Origin of the sequence: Thalassospira sp. HJ, assembly GCF_000948415.1 — a bacterium.
GTDB lineage: Bacteria > Pseudomonadota > Alphaproteobacteria > Rhodospirillales > Thalassospiraceae > Thalassospira.
This window is the reverse complement of the sequence record NZ_JYII01000012.1, coordinates 218,077-232,153: the sequence shown is the minus strand read 5'-3', so window position 1 is coordinate 232,153 and position 14,077 is coordinate 218,077. Positions and strand designations below refer to the sequence as shown.

Below are 14,077 nucleotides of genomic sequence, written 5' to 3'. Positions count from 1 at the left end.
GGCCCACAGAGCACTGGCTGCTAATGACAGGCTCTCTGCGACAGGAGGCAGATCATGCTTACACTTCGCGACTGCATCGACTTCAGCGACCTCACCGAGGAGGAAGTGCTTGCTATTGCTGAATGTGAGCATATTCCACTCGTCACCGCCCTTGAGGAGGGTGAGTGCATGGTGCACACAAAACACGGCCGCAAACAGCTTGCCGTGATGATCAAGGGCCAGGCCGAAATGTGTGAGCGCATGGGCAACAAGGTTCACGCCGAACAGTTGAACCGGGTCTATGACACCTTCATCAAGCGTTTCGACAACCGATAACCCCAGTTCTGTTTCAACGCCGTTTGATCAGGAGGACGAAAAAGCCGACGCAGTGCGTCGGCTTTTCGGTATTTGATGTTCTGTCCGAGCGGCTTACTTCTTGCGCGAACGCGACGGCTTTGCCTTTGGCATGGGCTTTTCTTCCTTTTCGCGGTGAATTTCCGGGGTCAGGAATTTCGTCGGCGTTTTCGGATCGAAATTAAGCTTTTTGAGCGTTTCGGCGAAATGTTCTGGCACCGGGGCCTCGATCACGACACGCTGGCCAGTGACCGGGTGCGGGAAATCAATTGCACGCGCATGCAGATGCATCTGGTTGGACAGACCATCGATAAAGGCCTTTGACCCGCCATATTTACCGTCGCCGAGGATCGGGCATTCAATCGCCTCGCAATGAACACGCAACTGGTGGGTACGGCCGGTTAGTGGGGACAGGGCAAGCCATGCGGCCTTGCGCCCGGCGCGATGGAGCTGGCGGAAGACGGACTGTGCCGATTTTCCGAGCTTCTCGTCGATCACCATTTTCTCCCCACCCTTGCCTGCAATTTTGGCAAGCGGTGCGTCAATCATGCCTTCGCGCTCAGCCGGCGCGCCGGTGACAATCGCCCAATAAAGCTTGCGGGTCGATTTATCCTTGAACGCCTTGGTCAGGGCATGGGCCGCCGATGCCGAACGAGCCAGCAACAGAACACCACTGGTATCCTTATCGAGACGGTGAACCAGTTTCGGGCGTTCCTTGCTATCAAGCTTGAGCGCATCAAGCATGCCATCGACATGGACATTGGTGTTCGTTCCGCCCTGCACGGCAAGACCGGCGGGCTTGTTGATGGCAAGGACCAGCTCGTCATAGAAAATGACGGAATCACGAAGGGCTTGCAGCTCTGCCTCGGACGCATCGGACTTGGCGGGGCCAGCCTGTTTGCGTTGCTGAACTTCGGCCGGGTTATAGCCAGAACCATCTTCGGCCCAAGGGCCGGTGCCGCCACCGGACATGACCGGTGCGGGCGGCACGCGGATTTCCTGACCCGGTTCAACACGCTGGTTGGCCTTGGCACGTTTGCCATCGACGCGGATCTGACCGCCGCGCAGGAATTTCTGGACCTGACCAAATGTGAATTCGGGACAGTTGCGCTTGAACCAGCGATCGAGCCGAATGTCGGCTTCGTCTGCCTTGACCTTGCGCAGAGTGACACCACTCATTGCAGAACACCCCTTACCAGCGCGATTGCGCCAAACAATGCCGAAATGCCGACCGTCACGGAAACAATGACATACAGGGCCGCCAGCCCCATATTGCCCCGTTCATACAAGGTCGCAACATCCAGCGAGAACGTCGAAAAAGTCGTAAACGCCCCCAGAAAACCGGTCACGAGGAGTGCGCGCGTTTCCAGGCCCATGGAGAGTTTCAGGGCGGAAACTTCGATCAGCACCCCCATCAGGAACGATCCGACGACATTGACCGTCAAAGTTCCCCAGGGAAATCCAGTGCCCATCACCGAGCCCATCATGACGGACACACTGTGACGCGCAACGGCACCAATGGCACCGCCCAAGGCAATGGATGCGATTAACAACGGTGAAAATTGCATGGCGCGGAACCTATTCCCTCAGTCCTGAAATGTCACGTGTGAATACGGCATGGGGCCATGGCAATAACGATGACCGATATCATTGGCCCTGCCCGCCGGAATAACCCGTTGGTATCAAACACCAAGGAGCACGGATGATCAATGTTCTTGGCGCCGATCCAGGACCGCTTACGACCGCTTATGATCCTTGGCCCATGCGGGTCACGACATCGGCCAGCCAGGCACGCGTGCGTTTTTCATTTTGCCCAACATCGTCGACACCATAGACCGATTTGGCGAACAGACAGAATGACACGTTGTTGCCGGCATCCGCACCAGTGCCGGTTTCAGGCAAGATCAACTCGATCTCGACCCAGTCGGGGAAGCGGAACACAGGCGTGCGGGCAAGGAAATAAAGCCGACCGGCTTCACCACCCGCAACGTCCGTCATCAGCTTCATGCCATGATCAGGTGCGGTTTCGATCAGCACTTCGGTCAGGGCCGCGACCGATGCATTGAAGCTTGGGCTTTGCATGGCGCGATCGGTTTGCGGCAACCGGTCGGCCGGACAGGCGAGGAAGAAATTGCGTGTATTGGGAAGATCGGCATCACGCCCGAAGGTGACATTGGGCGGATCACCGGCGGGCAGCATATGATCAATCAGTCCGGTAAAACGGACCGTTACAAATATCCCTGCCAGTACCAGCAGTCCCCAGATTGCAAACATCGCCAGCCGTTTCAATGATACCACCTGCCTTGCCTGCACCGGTCAGACGAGGTGTCTGCCCATGTGTCTAACCGTGTGTCTGAGACACCATAGACCAAACAGGGCAGAATCAAAATGCCCGACCGGATTACCAGTCGGGCATTTTAGGATACAAACCCGTTAATCAGCGAACCAAGGGGGGGAAGTACGGAAATTCGCTGATCGGCAGATCGTATCTTGTTCCTTGGTGCTGGAAACCTTAGGCGGCAGCCGGAAGTTTCGCAGCATCAACATTGGCAAGGGCGCGTGCCATGGCTTCTTCGGCGTTGACACCAAAGCCGGAAGCTTCGACGACTTCAACATCGGTAATGCCGATAAAGCCGAGAACCTGTTTCAGGTACGGGGTCGCGAAGTCTGCCGGGCTGTTGACCGGAACACCGCCAGTTGCAGCAACGATATAGGCTTTCTTGCCTTCGACCAGACCAACCGGGCCATTTTCAGTGTAATTGAAGGTTACACCAACACGGGCAATCAGATCCACCCAAGCTTTAAGGGTTGAGGGAACAGAGAAGTTATACATCGGCGCGCCAATTACGAGCACGTCGGCATCAAGAAGCTCGGCAACCATTTTGTCAGATGCGGCGATGACTTCTTTCTGGGCGTCAGAGCGGTCTTCTGCCGGGGTGTAATAGGCACCGACGGTTTCACCGGTCAAGGCAGAGACAACAGCGTCATTGGTGTTGCGTTCGGCAACAGTCACTGACGGGTCCGAAGCCTTGATACGGTCGATCAGTTTAAGAGCAATCTGGCGGGAGTTCGAGTTCTCACCATTCACAGATGCGCTCACATGAAGAATTTTGGTCATTTTCAGTCTCCGAGTCCGGGTTTGTTTGTTAACCCCAACTTACGCTGGTCAAACTGATCTGTTTAGCCAGAGACTCTTCACCAGATTGTTTCCAATTCGGCACCTAAATAACCGATGGTTAGTTATTGTCGCGTTTCTTTTGGCGCTCGGCGCGAAGACGGTCGAAATATTCGACGCGTTTTTTAAGATCGCGCTCAAACCCGCGTTCGACCGGTTCATAGAAGTTCTGACGGCGCATGCCTTCGGGGAAGTAGTTCTGCCCGGAAAAACCATCTTCCTGATCATGGTCATAGGCATATCCCGTACCATAGCCGATATCCTTCATCAGCTTGGTCGGCGCATTGAGGATATGGGCGGGCGGCATCAGCGACCCGGTATCGCGCGCGATCTTGAGCGACTTTTTATAGGCCGCGTAGCCGGCATTGGATTTTGGCGCAAGTGCGAGATAAATCACCGCCTGTGCCAAAGCCAGTTCACCTTCGGGACTACCGAGCCGTTCATAGGATTCCCATGCCCCGATGCAAAATTGCTGAGCCTGCGGATCGGCAAGACCGATATCCTCGACTGCCATGCGGGTCAGACGCCGGGCGACGAATTTTGGATCCTCGCCCCCGGCCAGCATCCGGTTAAACCAATAAAGGGCCGCATCCGGGTCGGAGCCGCGAATGGATTTATGCAGCGCGCTGATCAGGTTGTAGTGGCTGTCATCGCCCTTGTCATAGATCGGCATACGCTTTTGCACGGTGCGGGCAAGTTCGGCGACACCGAGCGGGCCATCATCATCACTGGGGGGCAGGGAAAAGAGTTCCTCGGCCAAGTTCATGCAATAGCGCCCATCCCCATCGGCCATGGCGCGCAGGGTTTCGCGTGCCTCTGGCGTGACGGGCAGATCAAAGCCCATTTCCTTTTCCGCGCGCACCAGAAGTTCTTCAAGGCCCTGATCATCAAGACGCTTGAGCACCAGCACCTGACACCGCGACAGCAGTGCGGCATTCAGTTCAAAAGACGGGTTTTCGGTGGTGGCCCCGATCAAGGTGATAGTGCCGTCTTCGACATAGGGCAGGAAGCTGTCCTGCTGTGCTTTGTTAAACCGGTGGATCTCATCAATGAACAGAAGCGTCGCCCCACCGGTCGAGCGACGCGCACGCGCACGTTCAAACACCTTGCGCAGGTCCGCCACCCCGGAAAAGATCGCCGAAAGTGGCTCAAACGCCATATCGGCGACATCGGCCATCAGACGGGCCAGTGTCGTCTTGCCACAGCCCGGCGGGCCCCAAAGCACAACCGAGGGCACCCGACCCGTCTTGATCATGCGGGTGATCGGGCCATCATCGCCAAACAGATGGTTTTGCCCGACAACCTCATCGAGTTTGGCGGGGCGCAATCTGTCGGCCAAAGGGCGCGTGACCTGACTTTCAAACAGGGAAACCATGGAGCGACATCGTGATGTTGAACGGGTTGGGGCGACGTTCGCGAAACGTAACACGCAGATGACATTCATGACAGACGAAACATCGTTGATTGACGCCCTGAAACGCACGGCATAGCTTTCAGGCTTATCCCGATCAAACAACAAAAAGAACCCGTTTGTGACGCCCGTTCCTGCCTGCCTGATCTGCCTTCACTGCCGGAGGATGACATGACATCACCCGGCACACCGGCCAAATTGCCGATCGTGATCGGATTGGGCACGGGTCAGACCCTTGCATTCGGAACCACGCTTTACCTGCCAGCCATTCTGGCAGTGCCGATGGCGATCGAGCTTGGCATTCCACCTGGTTGGGCATTCGGGGCCTTTTCACTCGCACTGATTTTTGCCGCCCTGCTCGGCCCCAAGGCCGGAGCGCGGATTGATCAGTTTGGCGGGCGCACTGTGCTGGCGGTATCCAGCCTGATCTTTGCAGCCGGTCTTGCCCTGCTCGGCACCGCTGACAGCCTGACCATGATGTGTGTGGCCTGGTGTGTGATCGGGGTTGGCATGTCGATGGGGCTTTATGAATCGGCCTTTGCCACACTCAGCTGGATTTACGGCCATGATGCGCGCGGACCGATTACCGGTATCACCCTGATTGCCGGATTTGCCAGCACGATCTGCTGGCCGATTACCGCCGGGTTAGAGGCCGAATTTGACTGGCGCACGGCGTGCTATTTCTGGGCGGTGATGCATATCGTGCTGGGCTTGCCGCTTAATCTGTTTTTGATCCCGCGCACCCGATCCGCCGATAAAACGACGGCAGAGGATGAAACACCCAAGACCTCCCCTGCCCCGACCAAACTTTCCCATCAGGATATCTTCAACATGCCGATGGTCTTGCTGGCCATCGTGTTTGCGGCAAGCTGGTTTACCGCAACCGCCATGGCGGCACATTTGCCCCGCTTGCTTCAGATATCGGGCATGGATGCGGCCGGTGCGCTGATAGCAGCGTCACTGGTTGGTCCGGCACAGGTTGCGGGACGTCTGGCCGAGTTCGGGTTGCTTAAAAAGATGCATCCGCTGATTTCATCGCGGCTTTCGGCCCTGACCCATCCGGTGGGGGCAGTGTTGCTTTTGATCTTTGGCGGACCTGTCGGAATGCTGTTTACCAGCCTGCACGGGATCGGCAACGGCATCCTGACAATTGCCAAGGGGACATTGCCACTGGCGACCTTTGGCCCGGCCGGGTATGGCGCACGGCAAGGCTATATCATGGCGCCATCGCGCTTTGCACAGGCGGCTGCCCCGTTTGTCTTCGGGCTTCTGATTGATGATTACGGGCAATATGCGATCTTGCTGACAATCGGGCTGGGGCTTGTCACCTTTGTCGCCCTGATGATGCTCCGTCATCGGCCATACGGGACAAATGACACCGCCTGACAGACAAAGAAAAAGACGCGCTACCGGATGGCGCGCGCCTTTTCGTTTAATCGGACATCATTGATGCCTAAAGGGTGAAGTCACCCGTCAGGACCTTGCCATCGCGTTTAACGGCGATCTTCCAGTCGCGGCTGCTTTCACCGGCACGAATGACTTCCTTGAAGCGTGCCACCGAGGTAATCGGCTCGCCATTGACCTCGACAATATAGTCGCCGGCCTGAAGGCGGGTGCGGCGTGCAAGGCTGTCGCGGGCGACGGCCAAGATCATCACACCTTCGCTGAGCGTATCGATGCCCAGTTCATCTGCGAGTGCCGGGTTCATATTGGCGATCTTGGTCCCGCTGAACGGGTTGCGACCATCAATGATGCTTTCATCGCGTGCCGGCTGTTCCGGGGCGACCTCAAGCGGCATGGAAAGGACGGTTTCTGCCCCACGGCGCAGAACCGACAGGTTTGCCTTGCCATTCAGCTCAAGCGTCGCGATGCGGAATTTAAGTTCGTTCGGGTTATCGACCGCAAGACCATTGACGGCAACGACCACGTCACCTGATTGCAGGCCACCACGTGCGGCCGGGCTGCCGTCGCGGACCTTGTTGATCAGAACACCATGCGGACGATCCAACTCAAGCGAGGATGCCAGATCGGCTGTGACCGCCTGCCCGGCAGCACCGAGCCACGGACGACGCAGATCACCACTGATCAGACCGCGCATCACCACCTTGACCATATTGGCCGGAACAGCAAAACCGATGCCGTTGGAGCCACCGGACTTGGTGAAGATCGCCGAGTTCACGCCAATCAGGTTGCCATCGATATCAACCAATGCGCCGCCGGAGTTACCCGGGTTAATCGCCGCATCGGTCTGAATGAAAGATTGATAGTCCTGCCCGGTGACGCCAGCACGCGCAAGGGCGGAGACAATGCCGCTGGTCACGGTCTGTCCGACGCCGAACGGGTTACCGATGGCAAGGACAAGGTCACCGACCTCAACCGCATCAGAGTCGCCGAACGGGATCGCAGGCAGTTCCTGATCCACAGCGCGCAGTTTCAGAACCGCAAGATCGGTGCGTTCGTCCGAGCCGACCAGATCGGCATCGAATTCACGGTTGTCATGCAAGACGACGCGGATCTCGCTTGCCCCATCAATGACGTGGTGGTTGGTCACAATCGTGCCATCGCCCGAGACAATGACGCCGGACCCCAGCGAACGTTCAACCCGCTGACGCGGCGCGCCAAAGGCCCCGCCGAAACGATCGCCAAAGAACTGCTTGAAGAACGGATCGTTGAAGAACGGCGTGCGCTGGCGTTGCTCGACCACCTTCTTGGTGTAGATGTTGACGACCGCGGGTGCTGTTTGCTTGACCAATGGCGAAAGCGACATCTTGATTTCCGTCTGGCTCGACGGCAGTCGCCGATCCAGGGTGGCTTCATCGCTTTGGGCATGGGCCAGATTGGCTGGGCCGGACACAGCCGCCATTGCGATTACGGCAAAGGCGACAGTTTTCGTAATCCATTTTGCCTGCACGTCAGACTCTCTCTTTTCGGGTTGCAGCGACCGGTGCGGGAACCGGCAATGGCAGAACATCAATTAGGAAAATTAGGACTGCCGCGCAACCTTGGCGGAAATATGAACTTTTTGAAATTTAGCCAAAAGAAAACGGGCGACACCAGATGGCATCGCCCGTTTCTGTTTCTTAAAGGCCGAAACGTTGCTTATTCAGCAACAGCTTCTTCGCCTTCGCCCTCTGCTTCGAGGCGAGCACGGTCTTCCGCGCCTTTTGCTTCGACGTTGCGATCAACAAGTTCGATCACAGCAACCGGAGCCGCATCGCCGTAACGGAAGCCAGCCTTGAGAACGCGGGTGTAACCACCGGCACGCTCTTTGTAGCGGTCAGCGATTTCGCCGAACAGCTTGGCTACGACTTTGTCGTCACGCAGGATCGAAATGGCCTGACGGCGTGCATGCAGGTCGCCCCGCTTGCCCAGCGTAATCAGTTTTTCGACATACGGGCGAAGATCCTTGGCCTTCGGAAGAGTGGTTTTGATCTGCTCGTGGGTGAGCAGCGAAACTGCCATGTTGGCAAACATCGCCTTACGATGGGACGAAGTACGATTAAGCTTACGGCCTTGCATACCGTGACGCATGGTAACTCTCCTTAATAGCCTGGCTTCGCTCACGAAACCGATTGTAAAACCGCGCCGCCACCCTGATCACTTTAATCGAAAGGTCAGGTCATGCACGTGCGGTGTGGGCAACGAGCCCGCCGGATGCCCAAACAACTGGGTTCTCCGGTTTGGAACATAAATGTTCCGATCTCGGCCCGAAGGCCGAAGACCCGTTCTTAGAACGGATCTTCGAACTTGCGAGCAAGTTCTTCGATGTTTTCCGGCGGCCAACCGCCGACTTCCATACCGAGATGCAGACCCATCTGAGCCAGAACATCCTTGATTTCGTTCAGCGACTTACGGCCGAAGTTCGGCGTACGGAGCATTTCTGCTTCGGTTTTCTGAACAAGATCACCGATATAGATGATGTTGTCGTTCTTCAGGCAGTTTGCCGAACGGACCGACAGTTCAAGCTCGTCAACCTTACGAAGAAGGTTACGGTTGAACGGAAGTTCGTCTTCTTTCTTCTCTTCGACAACCGCTTCCGGCTCTTCGAAGTTGACGAACAGCGACAGCTGGTCCTGGAGGATACGGGCAGCAAGTGCAACCGAATCTTCCGGGGTCAGCGCACCGTTGGTTTCAACGGTCAGCGACAACTTGTCAAAGTCGGTATCCTGACCAACACGGGTGTTTTCCACCTTGTAGGCCACTTTACGGATCGGGCTGAAGATCGCATCGATCGGAATAAGACCGATCGGCGCATCCGACGAGCTGTGCGAGCTGGCTGCAACATAGCCTTTACCGTTATCAACGGTGAATTCGATGTTGAGCGTAGCACCATCATCAAGATGGCAAAGCTCGAGATCCGGGTTGAGGATTTCGATATCCGCACCGGTTTCGATCTGACCTGCGGTGACGGCACCAGGGCCGGTCGCCTTCAGAGCCATTTTCTTCGGACCTTCAGCATGCATACGCACGCCCATGGTCTTGATGTTCAGGATGATGTCGGTGACATCTTCACGCACACCCGGGATCGACGAAAATTCGTGCAATACACCGTCGATCTGGATCGCAGTAACTGCCGAACCCTGGAGCGACGACAGCAGAATGCGACGCAGCGCGTTACCCAGGGTCTGACCAAAACCGCGCTCCAGCGGTTCTGCCACGATCGTACCAATACGGCTGGCATCAGTACCCGGAGTAACATCAAGCTTCGTCGGCTTAATCAGTTCCTGCCAGTTCTTTTGAATCACGAGACCCACCTTCGCAACTGGAGCCTATGGAAATGAGGGCAACACATCGCCCCCACGAGAAACGCGAAGAGGCCCGGTCATCCCGGGCCCAAACGCGGGGTCGTCCGCAAGGATCGACGCGATTAGACGCGACGACGTTTACGCGGACGGCAACCGTTGTGCGGAATCGGCGTTACGTCTTTGATCGACGTAATGGTGAAACCGACAGCCTGAAGCGCACGCAGTGCAGATTCACGTCCCGAACCCGGGCCTTTAACCTGTACTTCGAGGGTTTTCATGCCGTGTTCAGCAGCTTTTTTACCTGCATCTTCGGCAGCCATCTGTGCAGCATACGGAGTCGATTTACGCGAACCGCGGAAACCCATACCACCAGCGGTCGACCAGGAAATGGTGTTACCCTGAACGTCGGTGATGGTGATCATGGTGTTGTTGAAGGTCGCGTTTACGTGCGCGATACCGTTCGTAATGTTCTTGCGCTCGCGGCGACGCACGCGAGTCTGAGGAGCTTTCGCCATTGTCGTTCCCCTACCTTACTTCTTCTTGCCAGCAATCGGCTTAGCCGGGCCCTTACGGGTGCGAGCGTTGGTGTGGGTACGCTGACCGCGTACCGGGAGACCGCGACGATGACGCAGGCCGCGATAGCTACCCAGGTCCATCAGACGTTTAATGTTCATTGCGGTTTCACGACGGAGGTCGCCTTCGACGGTGTAATCAGCGTCGATAACTTCACGAACCTTCAGAACCTGGTCATCAGAAAGCTGATGAACGCGGGTTGCGGATTCGATTCCGACCTTTGCGCAAATTTCTTTGGCTTTAGCCGGGCCAATACCGGTGATGTAGGTAAGCGCAATCACGACGCGCTTCGCGGTCGGGATGTTTACGCCAGCAATACGAGCCACTATGTGAACTCCTGTTTCCTGTTAACAAACCCAGGGGCAGATCCGGTAGGGTAGGACGCTGCAAAAGCGGGCCAGCATTACTGCCAACCCGCCAGCAAAAAAACGCCCTGCCCGGGAAATTACCCCAGGATGGCTTCAATCTCGCGCGTAACTTCGTCGATTTCAGCCATCCCGTCAACTGTTTTCAGCTTACCGACCTTTTCATAGTAAGGAATGATCGGTGCTGTCTGCTTGTGATAAGCTTCCAGTCGCGAGGTGACCGTCTCGGCGGTGTCGTCCGCACGGCGTTTAAATTCGGTGCTGCCACAAACGTCACAGACACCTTCCTTGGCGGGTTTCTGGAACTCGTCATGGTAGCCCTGCCCGCATTTCGCACAGGTATAGCGACCGACAACACGGGCCACCAACGCTGCATCATCAACACGCAGTTCAATCACGTAATCAAGTGCCAGTCCCTTGGATTCCAGCATGTCGTCCAGCGCTTCTGCCTGGGCGGTCGTGCGCGGGAACCCGTCCAGAATGAAACCACCCTTGGTATCATCCTGGTCAAGTCTTTCAGAAATCAGACCGATCATCAGATCGTCGGATACGAGCTGGCCCGCATCCATGACTTCCTTTGCCTTCTGCCCCAGTTCGGTTCCGGCAGCAACCGCTGCACGGAGCATGTCGCCCGTCGAGAGCTGGATCATGCCGCGTCCCGTTTCAAGACGCTTGGCCTGGGTACCTTTCCCTGCGCCGGGAGGGCCAAGAAGGATAATGTTCATCGTCTTCCCCCTGAATGCGGTGGTCGCTCTTTAACGGCGGCGACCACGCAGTTTGGATTTCTTGATCAGGCCTTCATACTGATGAGCCAGCATATGAGACTGAATCTGCGCAACGGTATCCATGGTTACCGTGACAACGATCAGGAGGCTAGTCCCACCAAAGTAGAAGGGAACAGACCATTCCGCGATCAGCAGTTCCGGCAGGATACAGACGAATGCGAGATAAGCTGCGCCGATAACCGTCAGACGGGTCAGAATGAAATCCAGATAGTTGGCTGTATTTTTACCCGGACGTATGCCCGGAATAAAGCCACCATGTTTTTTCAGGTTGTCTGCCGTATCTTCCGGGTTGAAAACAACCGCAGTGTAGAAGAAGGCAAAGAAGACAATCAGGCCGATGTAAAGCGCAATGTAAAGCGGCTGGCCACGGCCAAGCAGTGCGGTCGCAGTCGTCAGCCATTCCGGTGCATTACCACCAGCAGTGAACTGGGCAACCGACAGCGGCATGAGCAGCAGCGAGCTTGCGAAGATCGGCGGAATAACACCGGCAGTGTTGATCTTGAGCGGCAGGTGCGAGCTCTGACCTTCCATGACCTTCATGCCGACCTGGCGTTTCGGGTACTGGATCAGAACACGGCGCTGTGCACGTTCAACAAAGACGATGAAGGCAATAACAGCGATCGCCAGAACGATGATTGCAACGATAACCAGGGCAGAAATCGCACCGGTACGACCCAGTTCAAGGGTACCTGCAATCGCGCTTGGCAGACCGGCAACAATACCGGCGAAGATGATCAGCGAAATACCGTTACCAATGCCGCGCTGGGTGATCTGTTCACCAAGCCACATCAGGAACATGGTACCGCCAACAAGGGTGATCACAGCCGTGATGCGGAAGAACATGCCCGGATCCGGAACCGCAGCACCGGTTGAACCGGTCATGCTTTCAAGACCAACGGCAATGCCCCACGCCTGTACGGTCGCAATCAGCACCGTCAGATAGCGGGTATATTGATTAATCTTTTTACGACCCTGCTCGCCTTCTTTCTTGAGCTGCTCAAGCGTTGGCGAAACGGTCGTCATAAGCTGGATAATAATCGAGGCCGAGATGTACGGCATGATATTGAGCGCGAAGATCGTCATACGACCCAGCGCACCACCGGCGAACATGTCAAACATGCCCAGAACGCCACCCGCATTCTGACGGAAAATGTCAGCAAGAATGGACGGGTCGACACCAGGAACCGGAATATAGGTCCCCAAACGGTAAACAATAAGCGCGCCCAAAGTGAACCAGATACGCTTTTTAAGCTCGGTCGACTTTGAAAAAGCGGACCAATTCAGGTTCGCGGCAAGCTGCTCGGCGGCCGATGCCATGCACTCATCTCCCAATACACATAAACTGGAGGGTCCGGTCCCGTGTGCTGGAACCGGACCCTCTCGAAGTCAATCTAGGCTTATTCTGCGGATTCTGCAGCAGCGACCGGAGCAAGAACCTTGACCGAACCGCCAGCTTTCTCGACAGCTTCAACAGCTGCTTTGGAAGCACCGGTAATTTCGATGTTCAGTTTCGCTTTCAGTTCGCCTTTAGCAAGAAGACGCAGACCGTCTTTCTGCGGACGAGCCAGACCTTTTTCCGCAAGAACTGCGACGGTGACATTTGCACCTTCTTCAAGAACACCGTTATCAACGGCGGTCTGAAGGGTACCAAGGTTCACAACGCCGAACTGTTTCTTGAACGGGTTTTTGAAGCCGCGTTTCGGAAGACGGCGATAGACCGGCATCTGCCCGCCTTCGAAGCCATTGATGGCTACACCTGAACGGGACTTCTGACCCTTCTGACCTGCGCCAGAAGTTTTGCCTTTGCCCGAACCGATGCCGCGACCGACGCGGGTGCGCGCCTTGCGGGCACCCGGGTTATCGGCAAGTTCGTTGAGTTTCATCGTTCAACACCTTTTCGATCTGGGGTCAATCAAGCCTCGTCCACACGGACGAGATGTTTGACCTTTGCGATCATACCGCGAACAGCCGGAGTATCTTCCAGCTCACGAGTCCGGTGCAGTTTGTTCAGACCAAGACCAACAAGGGTCTGGCGCTGATCAGCCGGACGTCCGATCGGCGAACCCGTCTGGGTAACGCGTACGGTCGCTTTTTTCTTAGCAGCCATATCGAATTACTCCTTTTCGAGAACGGCGGCAGCAGCCGAACCGCTATCGCGACGGGCAACGACGTCACCGACTTTCAGGCCACGCTTAGCAGCGACCTGACGCGGGGAAGCACCGTTGACCAGAGCGTCAAGGGTTGCGCGGATCACGTTGTGCGGGTTGTTCGAACCGGTGCATTTGGACACAACGTCCTGAACGCCCATGGTTTCGAAAACCGCACGCATCGCACCGCCTGCGATGATACCGGTACCAGCCGGAGCAGAGCGAAGGACAACCCTGCCTGCACCGAAGTGGCCCTGCGTATCATGGTGAAGGGTACGACCTTCACGCAGCGGAACGCGGATCATGTTACGTTTAGCAGCTTCGGTAGCCTTACGGATCGCTTCCGGAACTTCACGGGCTTTACCCGTGCCGTATCCGACGCGACCGCGCTGGTCACCGACAACTACCATTGCGGAGAAAGCAAAGCGACGGCCGCCCTTAACGACTTTCGCGACGCGGTTGATACCAACCAGCTTGTCGACGAGTTCGTTTTCTTCACGGGCTTTCGGCGCCTGCTGCTGTTGATTCTGGTTACGTGCCATG

At 56.3% G+C, this 14,077-nt stretch carries 17 protein-coding genes; 2 read left to right on the top strand and 15 right to left on the bottom strand.

All coding sequences use genetic code 11. The features are described from left to right. Positions 1 to 54: 54 nt before the first annotated feature. Positions 55 to 315: a hypothetical protein gene (locus tag UF64_RS09965; RefSeq protein WP_044828441.1), complete on the top strand. Its 261-nt coding sequence runs from the start codon at positions 55 to 57 to the stop codon at positions 313 to 315. 93 nt (positions 316 to 408) lie between these two features. Here the strand turns inward: UF64_RS09965 and UF64_RS09960 are convergent, their stop codons facing one another. From UF64_RS09960 to UF64_RS09940, 5 genes are all read right to left on the bottom strand, one after another. Beyond that, a complete protein-coding gene (locus UF64_RS09960) occupies positions 409 to 1,512 on the bottom strand; it encodes an RluA family pseudouridine synthase (RefSeq protein ID WP_044828440.1) in 1,104 nt (367 codons plus the stop codon). Further along, complete coding sequence (gene crcB, locus UF64_RS09955) at positions 1,509 to 1,901, bottom strand: fluoride efflux transporter CrcB (protein WP_044828439.1); 393 nt, start codon at positions 1,899 to 1,901, stop codon at positions 1,509 to 1,511. The genes UF64_RS09960 and crcB overlap by 4 nt, the downstream gene beginning before the upstream one ends. A gap of 178 nt (positions 1,902 to 2,079) precedes the next feature. Next, entirely contained in the window at positions 2,080 to 2,607 is a 528-nt protein-coding gene (locus UF64_RS09950) for a DUF1499 domain-containing protein (RefSeq protein ID WP_044828438.1), read from the bottom strand. Between the two features lie 238 nt (positions 2,608 to 2,845). Continuing rightward, the gene (locus UF64_RS09945) at positions 2,846 to 3,451 is read right to left on the bottom strand and encodes an FMN-dependent NADH-azoreductase (protein WP_044828437.1); all 606 of its coding nucleotides are present in this window, start codon (positions 3,449 to 3,451) and stop codon (positions 2,846 to 2,848) included. Between the two features lie 118 nt (positions 3,452 to 3,569). Beyond that, positions 3,570 to 4,883, bottom strand: a complete 1,314-nt coding sequence (locus UF64_RS09940) for a replication-associated recombination protein A (RefSeq protein WP_044828436.1) — start codon at positions 4,881 to 4,883, stop codon at positions 3,570 to 3,572. Between the two features lie 207 nt (positions 4,884 to 5,090). On the opposite strand from UF64_RS09940, the gene UF64_RS09935 reads away from it, so the two are divergent. Continuing rightward, positions 5,091 to 6,305, top strand: a complete 1,215-nt coding sequence (locus tag UF64_RS09935) for an MFS transporter (RefSeq protein WP_044828435.1) — start codon at positions 5,091 to 5,093, stop codon at positions 6,303 to 6,305. A gap of 67 nt (positions 6,306 to 6,372) precedes the next feature. On the opposite strand, the gene UF64_RS09930 is transcribed toward UF64_RS09935, so the two are convergent. The 10 genes from UF64_RS09930 to rpsE form a co-directional block, all read right to left on the bottom strand. Then, on the bottom strand, positions 6,373 to 7,830 hold the full coding sequence (locus UF64_RS09930) for a DegQ family serine endoprotease (protein ID WP_082049663.1): 1,458 nt from the start codon (positions 7,828 to 7,830) through the stop codon (positions 6,373 to 6,375). Between the two features lie 188 nt (positions 7,831 to 8,018). Further along, positions 8,019 to 8,450 (bottom strand): 50S ribosomal protein L17, encoded by a 432-nt coding sequence (gene rplQ / locus UF64_RS09925; protein ID WP_082049661.1) that lies wholly within the window; start codon positions 8,448 to 8,450, stop codon positions 8,019 to 8,021. A 197-nt stretch (positions 8,451 to 8,647) separates the two neighbouring features. Further along, positions 8,648 to 9,664 carry a DNA-directed RNA polymerase subunit alpha gene (locus UF64_RS09920; RefSeq protein ID WP_008892197.1) on the bottom strand — a complete coding sequence of 339 codons (1,017 nt, stop codon included), beginning with the start codon at positions 9,662 to 9,664 and terminating at the stop codon, positions 8,648 to 8,650. A 122-nt stretch (positions 9,665 to 9,786) separates the two neighbouring features. Then, positions 9,787 to 10,179 (bottom strand): 30S ribosomal protein S11, encoded by a 393-nt coding sequence (gene rpsK / locus UF64_RS09915; RefSeq protein ID WP_044828432.1) that lies wholly within the window; start codon positions 10,177 to 10,179, stop codon positions 9,787 to 9,789. Positions 10,180 to 10,194: 15 nt separating this feature from the next. Continuing rightward, a complete protein-coding gene (gene rpsM, locus UF64_RS09910; RefSeq protein ID WP_008892195.1) occupies positions 10,195 to 10,563 on the bottom strand; it encodes a 30S ribosomal protein S13 in 369 nt (122 codons plus the stop codon). A 119-nt stretch (positions 10,564 to 10,682) separates the two neighbouring features. Continuing rightward, positions 10,683 to 11,327, bottom strand: a complete 645-nt coding sequence (locus UF64_RS09905) for an adenylate kinase (RefSeq protein WP_044828431.1) — start codon at positions 11,325 to 11,327, stop codon at positions 10,683 to 10,685. 30 nt (positions 11,328 to 11,357) lie between these two features. Then, the gene (secY, locus tag UF64_RS09900) at positions 11,358 to 12,704 is read right to left on the bottom strand and encodes a preprotein translocase subunit SecY (RefSeq protein WP_044828430.1); all 1,347 of its coding nucleotides are present in this window, start codon (positions 12,702 to 12,704) and stop codon (positions 11,358 to 11,360) included. An 80-nt stretch (positions 12,705 to 12,784) separates the two neighbouring features. Continuing rightward, positions 12,785 to 13,270: a 50S ribosomal protein L15 gene (rplO, locus tag UF64_RS09895; RefSeq protein ID WP_044828429.1), complete on the bottom strand. Its 486-nt coding sequence runs from the start codon at positions 13,268 to 13,270 to the stop codon at positions 12,785 to 12,787. A gap of 29 nt (positions 13,271 to 13,299) precedes the next feature. Then, positions 13,300 to 13,494 (bottom strand): 50S ribosomal protein L30, encoded by a 195-nt coding sequence (gene rpmD / locus UF64_RS09890; RefSeq protein WP_007091489.1) that lies wholly within the window; start codon positions 13,492 to 13,494, stop codon positions 13,300 to 13,302. 6 nt (positions 13,495 to 13,500) lie between these two features. Then, positions 13,501 to 14,076 (bottom strand): 30S ribosomal protein S5, encoded by a 576-nt coding sequence (gene rpsE, locus UF64_RS09885; RefSeq protein WP_044828428.1) that lies wholly within the window; start codon positions 14,074 to 14,076, stop codon positions 13,501 to 13,503. Position 14,077 lies beyond the last annotated feature (1 nt).

Coding starts and splice junctions, on each gene's coding strand:
- UF64_RS09965 (WP_044828441.1), top strand. CDS start 55: ATGCTTACACTTCGCGACTGCATCGACTTCAGCGACCTCACCGAGGAG.
- UF64_RS09960 (WP_044828440.1), bottom strand. CDS start 1,512: ATGAGTGGTGTCACTCTGCGCAAGGTCAAGGCAGACGAAGCCGACATT.
- crcB (WP_044828439.1), bottom strand. CDS start 1,901: ATGCAATTTTCACCGTTGTTAATCGCATCCATTGCCTTGGGCGGTGCC.
- UF64_RS09950 (WP_044828438.1), bottom strand. CDS start 2,607: ATGTTTGCAATCTGGGGACTGCTGGTACTGGCAGGGATATTTGTAACG.
- UF64_RS09945 (WP_044828437.1), bottom strand. CDS start 3,451: ATGACCAAAATTCTTCATGTGAGCGCATCTGTGAATGGTGAGAACTCG.
- UF64_RS09940 (WP_044828436.1), bottom strand. CDS start 4,883: ATGGTTTCCCTGTTTGAAAGTCAGGTCACGCGCCCTTTGGCCGACAGA.
- UF64_RS09935 (WP_044828435.1), top strand. CDS start 5,091: ATGACATCACCCGGCACACCGGCCAAATTGCCGATCGTGATCGGATTG.
- rplQ (WP_082049661.1), bottom strand. CDS start 8,450: ATGCGTCACGGTATGCAAGGCCGTAAGCTTAATCGTACTTCGTCCCAT.
- rpsK (WP_044828432.1), bottom strand. CDS start 10,179: ATGGCGAAAGCTCCTCAGACTCGCGTGCGTCGCCGCGAGCGCAAGAAC.
- UF64_RS09905 (WP_044828431.1), bottom strand. CDS start 11,327: ATGAACATTATCCTTCTTGGCCCTCCCGGCGCAGGGAAAGGTACCCAG.
- secY (WP_044828430.1), bottom strand. CDS start 12,704: ATGGCATCGGCCGCCGAGCAGCTTGCCGCGAACCTGAATTGGTCCGCT.
- rplO (WP_044828429.1), bottom strand. CDS start 13,270: ATGAAACTCAACGAACTTGCCGATAACCCGGGTGCCCGCAAGGCGCGC.
- rpmD (WP_007091489.1), bottom strand. CDS start 13,494: ATGGCTGCTAAGAAAAAAGCGACCGTACGCGTTACCCAGACGGGTTCG.
- rpsE (WP_044828428.1), bottom strand. CDS start 14,076: ATGGCACGTAACCAGAATCAACAGCAGCAGGCGCCGAAAGCCCGTGAA.